This window comes from Paenibacillus sp. 1A_MP2, from assembly GCF_052244825.1.
Taxonomy (GTDB): domain Bacteria; phylum Bacillota; class Bacilli; order Paenibacillales; family Paenibacillaceae; genus Paenibacillus; species Paenibacillus vandeheii.
This window is the reverse complement of record NZ_JBQQCS010000001.1, coordinates 3,310,303-3,329,092: the sequence shown is the minus strand read 5'-3', so window position 1 is coordinate 3,329,092 and position 18,790 is coordinate 3,310,303. Positions and strand designations below refer to the sequence as shown.

At 45.3% G+C, this 18,790-nt stretch carries 19 protein-coding genes, 1 pseudogene and 1 riboswitch; of the genes and pseudogenes, 3 read left to right on the top strand and 17 right to left on the bottom strand.

Annotated elements, in window-relative coordinates:
* Positions 1 to 279: 279 nt before the first annotated feature.
* The 4 genes and pseudogenes from lpdA to pdhA all read right to left on the bottom strand — a co-directional run bounded on the left by lpdA (position 280) and on the right by pdhA (position 5,346).
* Positions 280 to 1,695, bottom strand: a complete 1,416-nt coding sequence (gene lpdA / locus ACTWJ7_RS16310; protein ID WP_024630356.1) for a dihydrolipoyl dehydrogenase — start codon at positions 1,693 to 1,695, stop codon at positions 280 to 282.
* A 3-nt stretch (positions 1,696 to 1,698) separates the two neighbouring features.
* Positions 1,699 to 3,020: pseudogene (locus tag ACTWJ7_RS16305) on the bottom strand (dihydrolipoamide acetyltransferase family protein).
* A 175-nt stretch (positions 3,021 to 3,195) separates the two neighbouring features.
* A complete protein-coding gene (locus ACTWJ7_RS16300; RefSeq protein WP_024630358.1) occupies positions 3,196 to 4,173 on the bottom strand; it encodes an alpha-ketoacid dehydrogenase subunit beta in 978 nt (325 codons plus the stop codon).
* A gap of 105 nt (positions 4,174 to 4,278) precedes the next feature.
* Positions 4,279 to 5,346 carry a pyruvate dehydrogenase (acetyl-transferring) E1 component subunit alpha gene (gene pdhA, locus ACTWJ7_RS16295; protein WP_024630359.1) on the bottom strand — a complete coding sequence of 356 codons (1,068 nt, stop codon included), beginning with the start codon at positions 5,344 to 5,346 and terminating at the stop codon, positions 4,279 to 4,281.
* Positions 5,347 to 5,601: 255 nt separating this feature from the next.
* Between pdhA and ACTWJ7_RS16290 the strand changes: the two genes are divergently transcribed.
* Entirely contained in the window at positions 5,602 to 6,336 is a 735-nt protein-coding gene (locus ACTWJ7_RS16290) for an alpha/beta hydrolase (RefSeq protein ID WP_301877323.1), read from the top strand.
* Positions 6,337 to 6,493: 157 nt separating this feature from the next.
* Here ACTWJ7_RS16290 and ACTWJ7_RS16285 read toward each other — a convergent pair whose 3' ends face one another.
* Positions 6,494 to 6,964 (bottom strand): low molecular weight protein-tyrosine-phosphatase, encoded by a 471-nt coding sequence (locus ACTWJ7_RS16285; protein ID WP_301877324.1) that lies wholly within the window; start codon positions 6,962 to 6,964, stop codon positions 6,494 to 6,496.
* Position 6,965: 1 nt separating this feature from the next.
* Entirely contained in the window at positions 6,966 to 7,634 is a 669-nt protein-coding gene (locus ACTWJ7_RS16280) for a trimeric intracellular cation channel family protein (protein WP_024630362.1), read from the bottom strand.
* A gap of 187 nt (positions 7,635 to 7,821) precedes the next feature.
* Here ACTWJ7_RS16280 and ACTWJ7_RS16275 point away from each other — a divergent pair, with 187 nt between their 5' ends.
* On the top strand, positions 7,822 to 8,463 hold the full coding sequence (locus ACTWJ7_RS16275; RefSeq protein ID WP_301877325.1) for a thiamine diphosphokinase: 642 nt from the start codon (positions 7,822 to 7,824) through the stop codon (positions 8,461 to 8,463).
* A gap of 282 nt (positions 8,464 to 8,745) precedes the next feature.
* Positions 8,746 to 9,246, top strand: a complete 501-nt coding sequence (locus tag ACTWJ7_RS16270) for a C40 family peptidase (RefSeq protein ID WP_053780904.1) — start codon at positions 8,746 to 8,748, stop codon at positions 9,244 to 9,246.
* A 134-nt stretch (positions 9,247 to 9,380) separates the two neighbouring features.
* Here the strand turns inward: ACTWJ7_RS16270 and ACTWJ7_RS16265 are convergent, their stop codons facing one another.
* The 11 genes from ACTWJ7_RS16265 to ACTWJ7_RS16215 all read right to left on the bottom strand — a co-directional run bounded on the left by ACTWJ7_RS16265 (position 9,381) and on the right by ACTWJ7_RS16215 (position 18,738).
* Positions 9,381 to 10,070 (bottom strand): response regulator transcription factor, encoded by a 690-nt coding sequence (locus tag ACTWJ7_RS16265; protein WP_301877326.1) that lies wholly within the window; start codon positions 10,068 to 10,070, stop codon positions 9,381 to 9,383.
* A 174-nt stretch (positions 10,071 to 10,244) separates the two neighbouring features.
* Complete coding sequence (locus ACTWJ7_RS16260) at positions 10,245 to 11,294, bottom strand: MoeB/ThiF family adenylyltransferase (RefSeq protein ID WP_301877327.1); 1,050 nt, start codon at positions 11,292 to 11,294, stop codon at positions 10,245 to 10,247.
* Positions 11,291 to 12,058, bottom strand: coding sequence for a thiazole synthase (locus ACTWJ7_RS16255; protein WP_301877328.1), 768 nt, complete (start codon positions 12,056 to 12,058; stop codon positions 11,291 to 11,293). The genes ACTWJ7_RS16260 and ACTWJ7_RS16255 overlap by 4 nt, the downstream gene beginning before the upstream one ends.
* Before the next feature lie 3 nt (positions 12,059 to 12,061).
* Positions 12,062 to 12,265 carry a sulfur carrier protein ThiS gene (gene thiS / locus ACTWJ7_RS16250; protein ID WP_079349231.1) on the bottom strand — a complete coding sequence of 68 codons (204 nt, stop codon included), beginning with the start codon at positions 12,263 to 12,265 and terminating at the stop codon, positions 12,062 to 12,064.
* Positions 12,262 to 13,491 (bottom strand): glycine oxidase ThiO, encoded by a 1,230-nt coding sequence (thiO, locus tag ACTWJ7_RS16245; protein ID WP_301877329.1) that lies wholly within the window; start codon positions 13,489 to 13,491, stop codon positions 12,262 to 12,264. The genes thiS and thiO overlap by 4 nt, the downstream gene beginning before the upstream one ends.
* Positions 13,492 to 13,495: 4 nt before the next feature.
* On the bottom strand, positions 13,496 to 14,047 hold the full coding sequence (locus ACTWJ7_RS16240) for a thiamine phosphate synthase (protein ID WP_443145627.1): 552 nt from the start codon (positions 14,045 to 14,047) through the stop codon (positions 13,496 to 13,498).
* Positions 14,048 to 14,402: 355 nt separating this feature from the next.
* Positions 14,403 to 14,512: riboswitch (TPP riboswitch) on the bottom strand.
* A 124-nt stretch (positions 14,513 to 14,636) separates the two neighbouring features.
* Complete coding sequence (locus ACTWJ7_RS16235; RefSeq protein WP_024630371.1) at positions 14,637 to 16,187, bottom strand: ABC-F family ATP-binding cassette domain-containing protein; 1,551 nt, start codon at positions 16,185 to 16,187, stop codon at positions 14,637 to 14,639.
* Between the two features lie 132 nt (positions 16,188 to 16,319).
* Positions 16,320 to 17,303 (bottom strand): hypothetical protein, encoded by a 984-nt coding sequence (locus tag ACTWJ7_RS16230; protein WP_443145626.1) that lies wholly within the window; start codon positions 17,301 to 17,303, stop codon positions 16,320 to 16,322.
* Complete coding sequence (locus ACTWJ7_RS16225; protein ID WP_443145625.1) at positions 17,290 to 17,841, bottom strand: hypothetical protein; 552 nt, start codon at positions 17,839 to 17,841, stop codon at positions 17,290 to 17,292. Before ACTWJ7_RS16225 ends, ACTWJ7_RS16230 begins: the two co-directional genes overlap by 14 nt.
* Entirely contained in the window at positions 17,838 to 18,236 is a 399-nt protein-coding gene (locus ACTWJ7_RS16220) for a hypothetical protein (protein ID WP_301877334.1), read from the bottom strand. Before ACTWJ7_RS16220 ends, ACTWJ7_RS16225 begins: the two co-directional genes overlap by 4 nt.
* A 16-nt stretch (positions 18,237 to 18,252) precedes the next feature.
* Positions 18,253 to 18,738 (bottom strand): hypothetical protein, encoded by a 486-nt coding sequence (locus ACTWJ7_RS16215; protein WP_063562843.1) that lies wholly within the window; start codon positions 18,736 to 18,738, stop codon positions 18,253 to 18,255.
* Positions 18,739 to 18,790: the final 52 nt, after the last annotated feature.

Below are 18,790 nucleotides of genomic sequence, written 5' to 3'. Positions count from 1 at the left end.
AGAACATTCACAGTGGTTGTGTTTGCTCCAATTTGCCTTATTGAAACAGCACAGAGTTAAGGTCAATGCTGTCATATTCGTTGTTACAGTGTACCACATTGAGATTCAGATTGCATGATGCTTCATCGATAAAAAGATATACGTAAAACCCGTAATTTTGAGTCTTAACAGACTCACTTGAGGTATTTATACAAAAAAGGGATAGACAACGCTGTAACACGTTATCCATCCCTTCTTGATTTACGTATAATGCCGGACGAATCCGAAGCTTAGACGATATTAGCGGGAAATGATGTGGATCGGGTGACCCATAACCAGTTCCGCAGCTTCCATCACGATTTCGCCCAAAGTAGGGTGAGCGTGAATAGTCAGCGCCAAATCTTCCAGAGTAGCACCCATTTCGATTGCAAGGCCAAGCTCAGCAATCAGGTTGGAAGCTTCCAGACCTACGATTTGGCAACCCAATACGAGGCCGCTTTCTTCGTCAGCTACGATTTTCACGAAGCCTTCAGCGTGGTTCAAAGATACAGCACGGCCATTACCCGCATAAGGGAATTTGCCAGCTTTTACTTTGTAGCCTTTTTCTTTAGCTTCTTTCTCAGTGTAACCTACGCTGGAGCACTCAGGATCTGTGAAGACAACTGCCGGCATACATTTGTAGTCAACTACAGATGGTTGTCCTGCGATCGCTTCAGCAGCCACTTTACCTTCATAAGAAGCTTTGTGGGCAAGTGCCAGACCGGATACGATATCTCCGATTGCGAAGATGTGAGGAATGCTGGTACGGCCTTGGTGATCAACTTTAACGAATCCACGCTCGTCAACGTCTACGCCAATCAGGTCCAGACCAAGCTCTCCGTCCGTATTTGGACGACGTCCAACAGTAACGAGCAGGTAATCTGCAGTTACTTCTTTGGATTCACCATTTACGGAATATTTAACAGTTACATCTTTATCCGTTTGCTCAGCACTTTCAGCTTTTGCACCCGTCACGATTTCGATGCCTGTTTTCTTCATGTTTTTAGCTACGAGGCTAGTCATGTCTTTATCAAAACCTGGCAGTACTGTATCCAAACCTTCGATGATTGTTACTTTTGCACCGAATTTGGAATACATTTGACCAAGCTCAGCACCGATATAACCGCCACCGATAACGATCATGCTTTTTGGAACTTCAGGCAAGTTCAAAGCTTCTGTTGAAGACAGAATGCGTCCGCCAAACGGGAAAGGTTTCAGTTCGATTGGACGGGAACCTGTTGCAATAATTGCATTTTTAAATTTGTAACGTGGTGACTCGTGATCGTTAAATACACGAGCTTCGTTTTCGTTGATGAACATGCACTCACCGTTGAAAACTTCAACTTTGTTGCCTTTGAGCAAACCAGCTACGCCGCCAGTCATTTTCTTAACAACGCCGTTTTTGAATTCTTGAGTTTTGCTGAAGTCCACTTTTACGTTCTCAGCAGAAATACCAAATGCTTCACCGTGAAGTGCAGACTCATATTGATGTGCAGCCGAGATCAGAGCTTTGGATGGAATACATCCGCGGTTCAAACAAACGCCGCCCAGTTCCGATTTGTCTACAATCAATACGCTTTGGCCCAGTTGAGCGGCACGGATGGCAGCTACATAGCCACCAGGACCCGCACCAATTACTAATGTGTCGATATTGAGAGAAGCGTCGCCTACTACCATATCTTACACCTCCATAACAAGCAGCTCAGGGTTAGCGAGCAGCTGTTTAATGTAATTCATAAAGTTTTGTGCTGTTGCGCCATCGATAATACGGTGGTCGAAGCTCAGGGAAAGAGCCATTACAGGTGCTGCAACAACTTCGCCATTTTTGATAACGGCTTTTTCGCTGATGCGTCCAGTTCCGAGAATTGCAACTTCAGGGAAGTTGATGATCGGAGTGAAGAACATACCGCCAGCAGAACCAATGTTACTGATAGAGATTGTGCTTCCTCTCATTTCGTTCGCGCTCAGTTTGCCATCGCGGCCACGAGCTGCCAGATCACGAATGGAATCAGCGATCATCCAGATGGATTTACGATCAGCGTCTTTGATAACAGGAACGATCAAGCCGTTTTCTGTATCTGTAGCGATACCGATGTTGTAATATTTTTTGTAAACAATTTCGTTAGCTTCTTCATCGATCATTGCGTTCAGAGCAGGGAATTGGCGGGAAGCCGCAACCAATGCTTTAACGATAAATGGCAAGTAAGTAACTTTTGTTCCTTTTTCTCAGCAATTGGTTTCATGCGAGTACGGAAAGCAACCAGTTCAGTTACGTCCACTTCGTCCATGATTGTAACGTGAGGTGCTGTGTACGCCGATTTAACCATTGCGTTAGAGATCGCTTTACGGATACCTTTGAATGGTACGCGCTCTTCTTCAAGGCGTTGATCAGCTGCAGCTGCTGCTGGTGCTGCGGATTTTTTCTCTTCTTGAGCCGGAGCTGCGGAAGATGCCGCTGCGGAAGAACCGCCACCATTTTTGAAGGATTCAACATCTTCTTTGGTAACTTTACCGTTGTTGCCAGTACCGTTAACCTGAGCGATGTCTACGCCTTGTTCGCGGGCAAATTTGCGCACGCTTGGTGTTGCCAGAACGTCTTTAGCAGGTACTGCCGGAACGCTGTTGTTGCCGCCTTCTTTAGCTGCATCCGAGCTAGAAGCTGCTGCAGAAGAACCGCTTGTGTCAGCTCCGCCTTGAGCTGCATCTTTTTCTTGCTCGCCTTGATCGCCAGCAGGAGCATCGTCTTGCTCAGGAAGCTCGCCTTCAGCGTCAATGATTGCAACAACTTCGCCTACGTGGCAAACTTGACCATCTTTTGCGAATACTTCTGTTACTGTGCCGTTAACTGGACAAGGTACTTCAACGACCGCTTTGTCATTCTGTACTTCCATGATGATGTCGTCGTCAGTTACTTTGTCACCGACTTTGATGTGCATCTTGATGATTTCGCCTTCGTGAAGGCCTTCGCCCAGTTCAGGGAATTTGTATTCAAATTTAGCCAACTGAAAAACCTCCTTGATTATGTCTCAATCCTGAAAACAACCCTTAACTCCAAGAAACAACCGTTACTGCTAGTGCAATAAACTGTTACTCAAGGGGCTAATGGCTGTTTACAGTGCAGCTTGCGCTGCGGTGTGGATCACCATACTGCGCCTTGCGGCATGTCAGATGATTAAATTAGAAATTTACGACTTTATTAACCGCGGCAACGATACGAGCCGGGTTAGGCAGCCATGTATCTTCGATTTGTGCAAATGGATATACAGTGTCCGGACCAGCTACACGCAGAACCGGTGCTTCCAAGTGCAGGATTGCTTTTTCATTGATTTGGGCAATGACTTCAGCTGCAACACCTGCGCTCTTTTGAGCTTCCTGCACAACAATTGCACGGTTTGTTTTCTTAATGGAAGCAACGATGGTATCGATATCGATCGGGCTAACCGTACGAAGGTCGATAACTTCAACTTTGATTCCTTGTTTTTCGAGCTCATCTGCTGCTTTCACAGAAGTGTGAACCATCATACCGTAAGTAATAATAGTTACATCAGAGCCTTCACGAACAACGTTCGCTTTGCCCAGCTCAACAGTGTAATCTTCTTCAGGTACTTCTGCACGGAATGCATGGTACAAGTTCAAGTGCTCCATGAAGAATACAGGGTCGTTATCGCGAATAGAAGCGATCATCAGACCTTTTGCATCGTAAGGGTTAGAAGGAACTACCACTTTGATACCCGGAGTTTGCGTAAGCAGACCTTCCAGGGAATCTGTGTGCAATTCTGCCGCTTTTACACCGCCACCAAATGGTGTACGGAATACGATTGGAGAATTGTATTTACCGCCGGAGCGGAAACGCATACGAGCGGCTTGAACTACCATTTGGTCAAGTGCTTCGAAGATAAAACCAACGAATTGGATCTCGGCAACCGGACGGAAACCTTGAACACCCAAACCTACAGCCAGACCACCAATAGCGGACTCAGCGAGTGGAGTATCAAATACACGCTCTTCGCCAAACTCTTTTTGCAGACCTTCCGTTACACGGAAAACGCCGCCTACATTACCTACGTCTTCACCGAAAAGCAGAACGTTAGGATCACGTTTCAACTCAACGCGAAGCGCATCACGGATTGCTTCTTTCATGTTCATTTGTGCCATTTGCTTCATTTCCTCCTTAAACATTGACAGTTCACATTTGAATTCATACATGTATACCGGGACACCGGAACCCGTCCCGGATGTTTATGCTTTATCGGAAAAAACTTATTGGAAATCAGCTTTTTGCTCTTCCAAGTGCTTAGGCGTTTGTTCGAACATGCTGTCGATCAAGCCTGAAATCGTCATTTTCTCGGTTTTTTCCGCTTTTTTGATCTCTTCGTTCACTTTAGCTTTTGCTTCTTCTTTCACACGTGCTGTATCTTCTTCAGTCCAAAGACCTTTTTTCTCCAGATATTTAGCGAAACGTGCGATTGGATCTTTAGTGTTCCATTCTGCCTCTTCTTCTTTTGTACGATACTTGGAAGCATCATCAGAAAGGGAGTGAGGACGGAAACGGTAAGTTACAGCCTCGATCAATGTTGCGCCTTCGCCGTTGCGACCGCGTTCAGCAGCTTCCTGAACCGCTTTGATAACTGCAAAGATGTCCATACCGTCAACTTTAACACCTTTGATACCTGCTGCTACCGCTTTGTGAGCGATGGACAGAGCTGCCGTTTGTTTAGCAAAAGGAGTTGTGATGGCATAACCATTGTTTTGTACGAAGAAAATAACAGGCAGTTTGTAAACGCCAGCATAGTTGAGACCTTCATAGAAGTCACCTTCAGAAGAACCGCCATCACCTGTGTACGTAATAACTACTTGTTTTTGTTTCTTCAACTTGTAACCCATAGCAATACCCATTGCGTGCAGGATTTGTGCACCAATGATGATTTGCGGCATCAATACATTAACGCCATCCGGAATTTGTCCACCATGTTGGTGTCCACGGGAGTACAGGAACGCTTGATAAAGAGGAAGTCCATGCCACACGAGTTGCGGAATGTCACGATAGCCAGGACATACAAAGTCTTCTTTTTCAATTGCAAATTCACTACCAACCATTGTAGCTTCTTGACCAGATACTGGAGCATAGAAACCAAGACGACCTTGACGGCCCAGGTTTACTGCACGGTCATCCCAAGTACGGGTAAATACCATGCGGTACATAATTTCTTTTAATTGATCGTCGGAAAGTTTAGGCATCATGTCTTTGTTAACGATTTCGCCGTCAGGAGACAGCACGGACAGAGCTTCTACATCCTCCGTATATACTTCATAAGGAACCTTGCTCATTTTTTTCTTCACCTCAACAAAAAATTTGAATATCAAGTTCCGCTGTTATAATATTATTATACACCTGTTTCACTGCATACGTCAAAGATATCCGTAATTTTTTTATGTTTCCTTCCGGATTGTATGTATAACAGGGGCTTAATATTGGTATAACAGCATAATACATGTTTGCGTGTTTGACCCATCTTCGCACAAGGTTAATCTTACCGTATTGCGCGGTCGAATGCAAAAATTTACCGAGAAAGGTGACGTTTTATGACGGATTCCCGCTATTTGAAACGCACGATTGTAAAGGAAGAGATTGAGAGCCGCTATCTCGGAGAGAAGCGCACACTTCGAATTTATCTTCCGCCTGGCTATAACGAGTTGCTTAGCTACCCTGTCGTTTATTGTCAGGACGGTGAAGAATTTTTCAACTTTGGACGTATCGCCACCACGGCCAACCGAATCATTCTCGACGAGGGAGCCGAACCTTTCATTATAGTAGGAGTTCAGGTCGACGTGTCTGTAAGAACTCAGGAATACGCCCCTTTCGGCGATCGGTTCAAGGCGTATACCGCATGCTTCGCTGAAGAGATTATTCCCTATGTAGAAGAGAAATATCCTGTGCGCCGCTCTCCGCAGGAACGTGTTCTTGCCGGCGACTCACTGGGTGGCAGCGTCTCACTTCACCTTGCTCTACTCTATCCGAACCTGTTCACACGTGTCATCAGCATGTCTGGTGCTTACTACTCCGCTTCTCAGGAAATCTACGCTGCAGCTGAAGACTTGTCCTGGTTATCCATTTGGATGATTGTTGGTTTGCAGGAGACGGCTTTTGAAGCCGACACCGGAACGTATAATTTCGTTCAATTAAACCGGGATACCCGTGATTTGCTGGAAAAACGAGGTGCACTCGTCTCCTATCAGGAGAAAGACGGGCGTCACCAATGGGGATTCTGGCAGAATGAACTGCCGGAAGCTTTGCTTTACTTTCTTCAGGAAAACTAACACAATCATAGAACAGGCGGCTGAAATGCCGCTTTTGTTTTACAATCCAATGATATCGCTTACATAAACATTCAAAAAAGAAGCAGGCTCTCCTGCTTGGTCGTCCAGCTTCTTCTCCTGTATTACATGTGTCAATGTTCAGCAAATATCACATTGGTTATACCAGTGAATGCTCCTTCGCAATCCGATCCAGCAACACGTCACAGCCCGCATCAAGCAGCCTGTACACTTCTTCAAAATTCCCCGTATAATACGGGTCTGGAACTTCACGAAGTTTCTCGTCCGGCAGCATATCCATCATCTTGATAATTTCTGCTTCTTCACCACCGGTAACACTTCTTACGTTAGCAGCGTTGGAATCATCCATGCATATAATGTAATTAAACTGTACGAAATCTTCACTCTCAAATTGTCTTGCAGCCATATCTGCATAAGAAATTTGACGTGAATCAAGCAATTTCCGAGTCCCTTCATGCGGAGGTTTACCGACATGCCAGTCGCCTGTACCTGCCGAGTCCACTCGAATTTGTTGAGCCAGTCCTCTTTCATTAACTTTGTGGCGGAGGACGGCCTCAGCCATCGGCGATCGGCAAATATTGCCCAAACATACAAACAAAACGTTAATCATGTTATTCCCCCTTACTCAAGGTGCGGTTAAGTGGCGCTGTTGCTGTCTTAGGTTTCACACTCTCCGTTTGTACCAGAGAACGACGGGGCAGCTTCCATTTATAATGAACAGAACACATCCGGAAAAACACAACAGCAGCGAAACATATTAACAGTCCAACGTTCGTTGTGAACCAGCCCATGCCTACGGCAAAACCAGCGATTATTGCCCAAACGGCATAGATTTCATCCCGCAGTACCAGTGGCTTCCTGCCTGCCAACAAATCACGAATGATCCCACCGCCTATACCAGTCATCATTGCGGCAACAATCACCGCACTAATGGGATGTCCCATATTTGCCGCATATAACGCCCCTTGAATCGCAAATGCTGCAAGTCCGATCGCATCGAACAGCGCTTCTGTTCGCTTCCAGTGACCAATCCACTTAAGAGGTAATACAAACGCGATCGCTACAGATACTAAGGCAAGCATAATCAGCGCTCCCTGGCTCCACAGCATGGTTACAGGAACACCAATGAGAACATTACGAATAACTCCGCCTCCAAATGCAGTCACGAGTCCCAATACCAGAACGCCCAAAATATCATATTCCTCTTCCATTGCCACGAAAGCACCGGACATTGCAAATGCAATGGTACCTATAATGCTGAATACTTCAAAAATGTGCAAGTCCAACCCGTCCAAACCTCACTTTTCAAGTCATCTCCATGTTGCTCTACCCATTGTATCCGCGCAGGCTGAAATTGTGCAACCACATTTTGTGGATTATACTGGTTTTGTGAATGATATTTACATCAATTCATCACATTATTAGAAGTGATTTAGTTTCTTCATTGATCAGGAAGGATGAAATAGAATGACTAAGAAACGAGTTGTTATTTTTACGGGTGGAACCCTATCTCCTCAATTTCTGAAAGAAATCGGTAAGGATGACATCATTATTGCGGCCGACCGTGGAGCTTTATTTTTAATAGAACATGGGATCCAGCCGCATATTTCTGTAGGAGATTTTGATTCCATTACCAAACAGGAACGGGAGAGTGTACGAGATAACAGCGAACGGATAATCACCTGTGATCCTGTGCATAAGGATTTGACGGATACCGAGATGGCATTCGAAACAGCACTGGATTTTGAGCCTACAGACATTCTCTTGTTGGGCGCAACGGGTACACGCATGGATCATACACTGGCTAACGTACATATTATGGTCCGCGCTATGCAGCATCATATTTCCTGTACTCTGCAGGATGAACACAATTATATGATGCTAACGACCTCCGAAGCTTTTGTGGAGGACCGTGGATATGAGTACGTCTCCCTGCTCCCTCTCACCAATGAAGTTACAGGTATCACGCTGGAAGGTTTCATGTACCCGCTGGAGCAAGCCACTATACGTATGGGGCAATCTTTGGGGATTAGCAACAAACTGCTCGGAAAGTCTGGAACCGTCTCGATCGATAGTGGGTTGTTACTCATTATTCAGAGCAAAGATTAAGCTTTAGCGCAGACTTATTACGTTTTTGTAACCTGTGATTTAGATCAAAAATAATCGCATAAAACAACAAAGACCCTTGATATATCAAGGGTCTTTTCTATGTTTATAATGTTCAAGATTCGTCAATGATTAATTTTTTGACATTTTTAATGGTATTTTAATAAACAAACCCAAACCGTTGCGGCTCTAAGGACGAACAGGTTCCATCCAATTTCTAGGCTGTTACAAAGCTGTTATACTCGCTCTAGCAACTAAACGAAAACGAATTTTGGAGGTACTCACATGAAAACAAACATCTTTGTCCAAAAGGCCGTAACCGTCGGGTTGTGCGCTACACTAGGTTTTGGAGCTGTATTAATGACTAACGCACCTGTTGCACAAGCAGCAAGCGCTTCTGTATCCACAGGACAACAAATCGTGAACTATGGTAAAACCTTTACAGGAACTCCATATAAATTTGGGGCGTCAACTTCTACAACCAAAAATTTTGACTGCTCTTCCTTTATGAAATACATCTTCAAAAAGTATGGTGTTGATTTGCCACGTACATCCGTTAAGCAATCCCAAGAAGGCGTAGCTGTATCCAAAGCTAATCTGCAAGTGGGAGATCTGGTCTTCTTCTCCAGCGGCAGTCGTTCCACAGGGTCCAATATTACTCACGTAGGCGTATACGCAGGAGACGGAAAAGTTCTGCACACGTACGGATCACCAGGTGTTACTCTTTCCGACTTAAACTCGGGAAACTGGAAAAAAACATATATTAAAGCTCGCCGCGTACTGTAGTTCACATTTCAGAAAAAACGAGCGAGTGGGGCCGGATCTGATGATCCGGTCCTTTTATATTTACCCGATAAAGTTCTCTGTTCAAACAGGAGTAATGTGGAAAACAGAAATGGAGTTCGCCGCTACGACCCTTTTTAATGAGAATGAAGCATATAGCCGATCCCCCGAACGGTATGAATTAATTTGACGCTCCTCCCCTTATCCACCTTCACCCGCAAATGTTTGATATACACATCCACCACATTGGTATCCATTGCAAAATCATACCCCCACACTTCCCTTAAAATAACGCTCCGGGCACATGCCTCGTTCACATGACGGGCCAGAAACTCCAGCAATTCGTATTCTTTCGGAGTCAATACCAGATATTCACCTGCACGACTTACACGACGTGAACGCAGATTGACCTTGAGATCATGCACAACAATGATTTCTTCATCTTCCTGTGCAGCATGTGAGAACACACGTAAAAGATTTCGTATTCTGGCCATCATCACATTACCATGAATAGGTGCTTCCATCACATCATTAGCCCCGTAATCGAGTAATTCCACAATTAATTCAGGCGATATCTTGGGAGTAATCACAAGTAATGGAGAGGTGACACCCATGTGTACCAAAGATTCCAGTCCACTCTTCAGGTTATCTTCATGACAGCCTTCATTTATTAATATGATCATATTGAGATTCGTTAGTGTTAGTTCAGAAAGATCGTGCAGTTTGGTCCATTCCATTTGCTCGACTTGGTACCCTTCAGCACCCAATATGCCTTGAATAAAAGAAACCAGATCACCCCTGCCAACCAGTAATATGGATGTTTTCATGTTTTCACCCGGCCTGTCTTATACGCTGCTACCTTGGTTAGTTTCAACTACAGCTGGTCTCCACATACTTGTGACCACTGTGCATCGCAGCATTCTTGTATGTTTATCATGCCGTAAAATGAAAAAGTCCATTCCCGGAAGGAACGGACTCGAAGAATTCATTTGTTTTTATCTTTAACCAAAGTACCGATGAACCAGCGTACGCGCCTCTGCCGTGTCTTTTGTTCCATGAACAAGGACGCGCCCATCCTGAAAAATAACCATCCTGTACGCTCCAGTTGTGAAAGAAACCAAAAATGGATTGGCCTCCACTTTGCCCTCATCCAGCTTGCCGAGGCGATCAGCCGTATGCTGCAAATCCAGTTTCATTCGCCGGGAAGGACGAATCTGTACTGTATCCCTGCCACATAATACATCTGTTTTCTCCAGGTTTGAGGCTGAGAGGTACGGATAATTTGCCTTTACTCCGCAGGAAGGACAATCTTCTTTTCTGGCACCGTCAACGTTAATGGATATATATTCATTTCTCCACACATCGAATGATAGCAATTTGCGTCTAAGCGCATCTAGATTACCACTAAGAAACTTCATCGCTTCAGCAGTCTGATTCGCCGTAACCATCTGCACTGCCTGAGGGATAATGCCTGACGTATCACAGGTGTCCCCACCTAACGGAACCTCACCCAACAAACAGTTTAGACAAGGGGTTTCTCCAGGCAGAAATGTGTAGGTGATTCCATAACTGCCCACACATCCGCCATAAATCCAGGGAATGCGATACTTCTGAGACATGTCATTTATTAAAAGCCGGGTATCAAAATTATCTGTTGCATCCATGATTAAGTCTGCATTCTGAACCAATTCTTCCAGTTCATCCACTCTAACGTCCATCACTCTACCTACAACTTCAACAGTAGAGTTAATCTCCGATAGGCGCTTCTTCGCTGCCATCGCTTTAGGCATTCGCTCAGTGGCGTCTTGCTCTGTATATAACTGTTGTCGCTGCAGGTTGCTCCACTCCACATAATCACGATCTGCAATGGTAATATGGCCAATTCCCGAACGCACCAGTGTTTCTGCAATCCCCGTGCCAAGCGCACCAGCTCCAACAATCAATACTCTGCTGTTACTCAATCGATGCTGACCTTCCTTACCGATAGGTGTGTACCGTTCCTGTCTGGAATAGCGGTCTCCCTGCTCAGAGGATTGTGTCTGATTAGTCATGTATGAACCATTCCTTCCGCCGGACTACTCGCCGCTGCATAGCGCTTGACGGGAATCATGCCTGCCTCATAAGCCAGTCTGCCTGCTTCAACCCCCATTAGCATTGCTTTTGCCATCTTTACCGGGTCCCCAGATCCGGAGACAGCCGTATTCAACAATACACCGTCAGCTCCCAGCTCCATCGCATGAGCAGCGTCTTTTGGTGCACGAAGTCCTGCATCCACAATGACAGGAACGACGGCTTGTTCAATAATAATCTCCAGATTATAGGGATTAATAATTCCTCTCCCCGCCCCTATGGGCGAAGCCCCAGGCATAACGGCATGTACGCCGAGTAGTTGCAATCGTTTGGCCAGAATAACATCATCCGAGATATAAGGCAGTACCGTAAAGCCCTTTTCAAGCAAGATCTCGCAAGCTTTATAGGTTTCAATCGGGTCAGGAAGCAATGTGATTCCATCGCCGATGACTTCCACTTTTATCATATCACAAAGTCCTGAAGCCCGAGCTAATTCAGCGATTCGCACCGCCTCCTCTGCCGTTGAAGCACCCGCTGTATTAGGAAGCAGGGTATACTTTTTCAAATCCAGTGTATCCAGAAAATGCTGTTTGTTGCGATCTTCCAGATTCAAACGCCGAACTGCAAACGTTAATACTTCCGTTCCCGAGGCTTCAACCGCTTGGCTCTGCACTTCCAAATCCGAAAATTTGCCTGTACCCAGCAGTAACCTGGACTCAAACGTATACTTTCCAATCCTCAACATGGTTCAACCGCCTCCCACAAAATGTACAATTTCAATTCGATCTCCGTCTCTTAACGTTGTCGTTTCATGATATTCACGTGTTAAAATTTGCCGATTCAATTCAACTACCACGGTTTTCACTTGCAGATTAAACGAATGGAGTAATTTGTCCACACGATTTAAACGATCCTCAATATGCATGCTTTGTCCGTTGACAATGATATTCACTGCAATATCTCCTTTCGGTGTAACCGTTCCGGACTTAGGTCCTGAATACCCAGCTCTTCCGAGGTTTTACCATCAATTAAGTCAGCCATTAAGCTGCCCGTGATCGCACTAAGCAGTATGCCATTACGATAGTGTCCAAAAGCAGCGAATAAACCCGGAACACTTTCACAAGCACCCACATAAGGCAACCCATCCGGAGTCGAAGGACGTACTCCCGCCCACGCTCGGATAAAATGCGCTTCCTTCATACCAGGCAGCCAATTTGTCGCGGCTGAAAGCAGCTTCTGAATCCCTTGAACGGAGACCTTTATGTCGGTTCTTCCAGGAAGACTTGTTGCACCAATCCACACTTCTCCATTCGCTTTGGGAACAATATATATATCCTCTGCATACACCGTTTTGTCAGGTCTGTAACCGACATGGTGGGGTGAGAACTGCACGGCTGCAATTTCACCCTTCACAGGCAAAACAGGTGTATCAAGGCCCACTTGTCTCATCAATTCTTCGCCTTGTAACCCTGTAGCGATAATGACATTTCTCGAAGTCATTGTTCCAATTGAAGTCTCAATACCTTGCACTCCATTCATGTCCGTATGCAAACAGACATTCTGTACACCTTCCATCACCCTGGCACCCAGTGCCTGAGCCGATCTGACATAAGCCTGCGTTAGATTGACAGGAAGAACCTCGCTCTCGGAAGGTCTGTAATATGCGCCATACGTATCCCTGTTTAACCATGATGCTTCTTGTTGGACAGCCACTCGATCCCACCAAATATGTTCTGTAGAAAAGGAAGACGATCGTTTATTCTTGTAGCTGCTGACCTCACTGTATGAACGAAAAGGAGTAATAAATCCATGCTGTTGCAAACCCATTTCCACTCCGCTAAGTGAATGGATTCGCTCCTTCTGCTCGTGAAGTAATGCTCTGCTCTGCCGCGCAAGCTTCGCCATCACAGCATGAGTGAATTCCTCACTGTCCGCAGCAAGCATCCCGGCAGCTGCACAGGAAGTTCCCCCGCCTATTCTTGCACGCTCAACCAGAAGAACGTCGTGACCGCGGGTGGCGAGTTCACATGCAATGGCACTACCAATAACTCCTCCACCAACAATAATCGTTTCCGCATGAAGCTTGCCTCGAATCTCTGTTCCACCTTTACTCCTGAATACTGTTCCTGGATGATAACCCGAACGATTCCTGCTCTGGCTTCTTGCTTCCTCTCTCATGTTCTCATCTCCTTGGTTCGGCGTTCTCTGAATCCCTGATTGCCTGCCGCAATGAAGCGGCAGCCAGCTCCGGCTTGCTGTTCATCCAAATGGTTGAGATTACCGCAGCACCTTTGGCACCCGCAGTACGAATAGCCCTGATATTCTCCGGTCTAATCCCGCCAATCGCAATCACTGGAATCGAAACATTGGAGCATACTTCAGCCAACGCAATAAGACCTCTAGGTTCGCAATTCGGTTTACTATCGGATTCGTATACATGCCCGTAAAAGAGATAATCGGCTCCACGTTCTTCTGCAACTTTTGCTTCTTTCAGAGAATGAACTGACACGCCTACACGAAGCCGGTTCAGTCGATTTAACTCAGCCAGATCATAGCCTTCAATAGCTGCTTGACCCCAATGCACACCACCCAACCACGCATGTTGAGCCAGCTGATCTAAGCCGTTCATAACGATTCGTTTAGATGGAACACCTTGTGTTTTTAGACTTTGCGCCCAATACATCTGCTGCTCTAGGGTCAGCTTTTTTCCCGAATGTGGATATAATCGATCCATCGCCATACTTTCTTAGCCGTATCTAGAAAAGAGTACATGTCTCCCTTACCTAGCGAAATGACATGCAGTTCAAATGATTGTGCTCCTACATGTTCATGGAAGATTGCCGTCCTGTTCGCCCTCCTCTTGCGTGCTTTAAGCTGGTATAAAACAACAAAAAAAGCCACTCCCGTAGAGGAGTGGCCACGAATTTAAAATTCATGATCAACTGAATGACTGTCGCATGCAATTACTCTATACATAACGTATAACCAACTATAAAAACCATCCATAGTCGCAACGTAGTATACCTAGAAACCGCATGATTCATCTTGCAGGCAATATCGCAAAGTCAACGATAACGCCCTTTGTCATTAGCTGAAACGCGCCACTTCCCTACGCTGGTATGATCCAGATCAGGTGCAAAGGGTCCGGAATCGCATTCTTCCATCTCAGCCGCATCGTGCGGCCCCCCTAGTGTTCATATGAAGCTGTAGCCTATGTTACCATAGACATCTTTTTTGTCACCGTACATTTTCCATTTATTACGTTCTTTATCCATTGCTGAAGACAATCTAGTTATCGAAATAGCTCGTCTGGTATGAAGTAACTATTGTTTCTCGGACCACGCCTCAACATCCCACGTTTTGGTTACCCAGCCTTCATAAAATTCAGGTTCATGGGATACAAGCAGCACGGTACCCTTGAATTCTTGCAGGGCACGTTTCAGCTCTGCTTTGGCCGTCACATCCAAATGGTTCGTAGGCTCATCGAACAAAATCCAGTTGCTTTCACGCATCAGAAGCTTACACAAACGAACCTTCGCTTGCTCTCCACCACTAAGCGCGTTAAGCGGACGGGTGATATGCTCATTTTTCAATCCACAACGTGCAAGATGGCCCCGGACTTCATTCTGTGTCAGATGAGAGAATTCATTCCAAACATCTTCGATCGGGGTAATATTACCTGCACGTACTTCCTGTTCGAAATAAGCGGTTTCCAGATAATCACCCAAGAAAGTCTTACCACTGAGGGGTGGAATTTTCCCCAAAATGGTCTTGAGCAGTGTTGATTTACCTACACCGTTACATCCAACAATGGCAATTTTCTCGCCACGCTCAATCGTCATCGTCATTTTGGGCAGTAATGCATACGAATATCCAATCTCAAAATCAATACCCTCAAAGACCGTTTTACTGCTCGCACGGGCATCCTTGAAATTAAACGTGGGTTTGGCTGCTTCGTCTGGACGATCAATCCGTTCAATCTTGCCGAGCTGCTTCTCACGGCTCTTGGCACGACCGGAAGTGGAAGCGCGGGCTTTGTTCCGCTGAATGAAATCTTCCTGCTTCTTGATATACTCCTGCTGTTTCTCATAAGCATCAATATGTTGGGCCTTATTCATGTCAGCCATTTCAAGGAATTTGTTATAGTTGGCTGCATAACGCGTCAACTTGGCAAACTCCAAATGATAAATAACGTTAACGACCTCATTCATAAACTCCGTATCATGCGAGATCAGAATAAACGCGTACGGGTAATCCTTCAGGTAGCGCGTCAGCCATTCAATGTGTTCCACATCGAGATAGTTCGTCGGCTCATCCAGAAGAAGAGCAGTGGGTTTCTCGAGTAAAAGCTTGGCAAGCAATACCTTTGTACGCTGACCACCACTAAGCGCAGCCACGTCACGATCCAGACCGATGGCTGACAAGCCAAGTCCATTCGCCATCTCTTCCACTTTCACATCAATCAGATAAAAATCACCTTGCTCCAATTGCTCCTGAATGTCACCCATTTCTTCCAGCAACAATTCGAGCTTGTCCGGATCGGCGTCTGCCATCTGATCCGTGATGGACATCATTTCTTTCTCTAACTCAAGCAAGGGAAGGAACGCATCCTTTAACACGTCACGAATCGTTTTTCCAGGCGTGAGCTTGGTATGCTGATCCAGATATCCATAACGAACTTTGGGGGTCCATTCGACCTTCCCTTCGTCCTTTAACAATTTCCCGGTAAGGATGTTCATTAGTGTGGACTTGCCCACACCATTTGCTCCAACAAGGCCTACACGCTCTCCGGCAAGTAAACGAAAAGATACATTTTTAAATAAAGTACGGTCTCCAAAATTGTGACTCACGTTCTCTACTGACAATAAACTCATAAGATGAGGTTGCTCCTATCTATTGGACATTACTATCGTTCCGAAACCCTATTTTAGCACAGGTGTTGCCTTTTCTGAAAGTAATGTAAACATCTCATGCAACCTCGCTTTTATATTACAAACAAACTGCCTTTAATTCTTGGAACAGTTATACTCAAAATAACCTTGCCCTGCCGCTTGTTTGGCACTTATAAATACTTCTTCGGCTCTGTAACCATTGCTACATGTGGAAGGGTAATAATATTTGATTCCACTCAACGGATCAACTCCGCCAACAATCGCTGTTTTCTTCACCAGTCTGCCACCACCAATGGCATAATTGTTAATCTTTTGGTTACCTACAGGTATTCCTTGGATAAAAGCCATAAGTCCCGTATCATTAATCGAGTTGTACCAATCTTCCTGAGAAATCAAAGGCATCGTAAAGGTGTAGGAAACACCATTCCTTCTTGCAAACTCATTATGCCTGTTAATAACATCTGCCAAATCTTCCTGCACACTTGTCACGATCCGGCTTCGTCTGACCTGCTCAAACGTCTCGGAATTCTGAAGCAGAGGGATTTGCGTGCTGGAGGCCAATTCTTTCTGGAAACCCTCCACCCACTTGCCCATGCCTGCATCATAGGCATACACATACCCATCGAGTGTGAAGTTAATACTGCTACCATTTGAATCCGAATATGTATAGGGCTTTTTGGGACTCCAAACCTGTCGGAAGGTATCCTCAAGGTTACCGGTCATTTCTGTTTCGTTCGCCAAAATATAGTAACCATCATAATCCAGCACGACTATTGCAGGAATGTAATTAAACATGGTTCGTATAGCAGCAGGGTCATCCTGAATCCCCATATTTAGTGCCATGGTTTGGGTAAATGTAGTCAAAGCAAGCTCTTTGTCCGCTTTAACAAATTTGGTTGAATCATACCCTGCTTCATCGTTTTGCTTCTCATTTTGATGCATCACAGCCCCTGCATCCAGTACAGCAGTCTGAAGTGCCATCTTATATCGATTGCTTAAATATTGAGCCTCTTGGGCATTGTTTGTATGGTGAGATATAACCCAAAATATAGGTAAAAAGATAAGCACAAACACAATGGAAAGATCAGTAATCTTCATTGAGCACCATACCTCCATATGTGGTAAACACCGCTGCAGCCTGCGCAGACCGGTTCAACCACTCACGAATCAGCATGGCAGGTGTACGATTGGTATTTTTGACGGTTACTGTGAAGAAATCCCCCATTGCCAGTGTATATCTACGCCCTGGATCGTCTGAAGCCAGCAAACCAGAAGAAGGAAACAGCTTTGCTTTAATCTGAGCTGAATAATAGCCATCCTGCACAGTTTCATAGGTTCCTGAGAATGTGCTCTGATCCATCGGATCTGAATAATGAGGTACATATTTTTTGTGCAAATGCTCCATGGCAATCTCATAGACGTTACCCGTTCGAGCCATCTGCTCTTCGAACTCTGCATACATGCCAGGTGAAATATATCCCTTTGTTCTGACCGCATCAACAAAACGTGTAACCGTCTGAACAACGGTCATTCGTGCCATGTCATCCTGTCGATCCGCAGTCTCTGCTGCCGGGTATACATAAAGCAAAATCACTGCCAGCAAAACTGCTAGCAGCTTGGATGCGGCATTAATCAAGGTGTACTGACCTCCTTCCAAAATGCAATCTTCAGCAGTTCACCAGCCTCACTTCTTATGAACTCAGGTCTATACGAGGCTGCAAGCTGGACAGGTATGGTTCCTCTTCTGTTTACAAGGGGATCAATGACGTATGCATTCCCGTCTACCTCTACGCTGACCGTTGTCCCTGTCATCTGCCTCACAGTGTGTAAAACCTCAGCACCGCTATAACGGGTTGGTTCACTGATGCGTAAAGTAGTGTTCAGCCGCCCTTCCATCTCTGTTGTCGTCTGCACCATGTGACTCAGAGCGTCTGATAGACCCCTAACATTTTGCTGCCCGTACAGGCAGGCTGTCACAAAAAGGACAACCGCCGTACAGAACAACATAAGCTGCTGTGTATTCTGGGACATCTTAAACCAACTCCTGTCAGGATTGCTGGAAAATAAGCCCTCTTACCACATTAGATCTGTCTTTTACAATAATCGCTTTGAATTTACCGCTTGGATTGACATACTGATTATCTTTTTCACTCATGGTTTGATTAATAATGCCGACTTTATCATCTGGAGAAATCACTGAACCATAATCCGCATTATTGAGATCCTGGGAGATGTTTAACTGATTACCGTACCATTGGCCTCCTTTATTTTTACCTGTAATAACTTGAATACCGAACTGATCCTTGTCCGCATATTTACGCAACGCGTTTGTAACCTGTGATCCGCTAATGGTAGTTCCGTCATAGACCGTAAATGCAGCTTGGGATAACTCGGTCTGAATATCCGCAAAATTGTTTTGTGCCGTTTTGGTCGCCTCCTGAGCCGAAATAAACAACAGAACCACAATCGTAATAAGGGCGATGGTCAGAAAGATGCCTGCTGCCACCTTTAAAGCGCTTGATGCATTGTTCATGATAAATCCTCCTAAATATATTGTTTTTAATTTATTTCAGACTGTGACGTAC

Excerpts from the sequence above, each read along its gene's own strand:
- lpdA (WP_024630356.1), bottom strand. The coding sequence starts at position 1,695 with ATGGTAGTAGGCGACGCTTCTCTCAATATCGACACATTAGTAATTGGT.
- ACTWJ7_RS16300 (WP_024630358.1), bottom strand. The coding sequence starts at position 4,173 with ATGGCACAAATGAACATGAAAGAAGCAATCCGTGATGCGCTTCGCGTT.
- pdhA (WP_024630359.1), bottom strand. The coding sequence starts at position 5,346 with ATGAGCAAGGTTCCTTATGAAGTATATACGGAGGATGTAGAAGCTCTG.
- ACTWJ7_RS16290 (WP_301877323.1), top strand. The coding sequence starts at position 5,602 with ATGACGGATTCCCGCTATTTGAAACGCACGATTGTAAAGGAAGAGATT.
- ACTWJ7_RS16285 (WP_301877324.1), bottom strand. The coding sequence starts at position 6,964 with ATGATTAACGTTTTGTTTGTATGTTTGGGCAATATTTGCCGATCGCCG.
- ACTWJ7_RS16275 (WP_301877325.1), top strand. The coding sequence starts at position 7,822 with ATGACTAAGAAACGAGTTGTTATTTTTACGGGTGGAACCCTATCTCCT.
- ACTWJ7_RS16270 (WP_053780904.1), top strand. The coding sequence starts at position 8,746 with ATGAAAACAAACATCTTTGTCCAAAAGGCCGTAACCGTCGGGTTGTGC.
- ACTWJ7_RS16265 (WP_301877326.1), bottom strand. The coding sequence starts at position 10,070 with ATGAAAACATCCATATTACTGGTTGGCAGGGGTGATCTGGTTTCTTTT.
- ACTWJ7_RS16260 (WP_301877327.1), bottom strand. The coding sequence starts at position 11,294 with ATGACTAATCAGACACAATCCTCTGAGCAGGGAGACCGCTATTCCAGA.
- ACTWJ7_RS16255 (WP_301877328.1), bottom strand. The coding sequence starts at position 12,058 with ATGTTGAGGATTGGAAAGTATACGTTTGAGTCCAGGTTACTGCTGGGT.
- thiO (WP_301877329.1), bottom strand. The coding sequence starts at position 13,491 with ATGAGAGAGGAAGCAAGAAGCCAGAGCAGGAATCGTTCGGGTTATCAT.
- ACTWJ7_RS16240 (WP_443145627.1), bottom strand. The coding sequence starts at position 14,047 with ATGGATCGATTATATCCACATTCGGGAAAAAAGCTGACCCTAGAGCAG.
- ACTWJ7_RS16235 (WP_024630371.1), bottom strand. The coding sequence starts at position 16,187 with ATGAGTTTATTGTCAGTAGAGAACGTGAGTCACAATTTTGGAGACCGT.
- ACTWJ7_RS16230 (WP_443145626.1), bottom strand. The coding sequence starts at position 17,303 with ATGAAGATTACTGATCTTTCCATTGTGTTTGTGCTTATCTTTTTACCT.
- ACTWJ7_RS16220 (WP_301877334.1), bottom strand. The coding sequence starts at position 18,236 with ATGTCCCAGAATACACAGCAGCTTATGTTGTTCTGTACGGCGGTTGTC.
- ACTWJ7_RS16215 (WP_063562843.1), bottom strand. The coding sequence starts at position 18,738 with ATGAACAATGCATCAAGCGCTTTAAAGGTGGCAGCAGGCATCTTTCTG.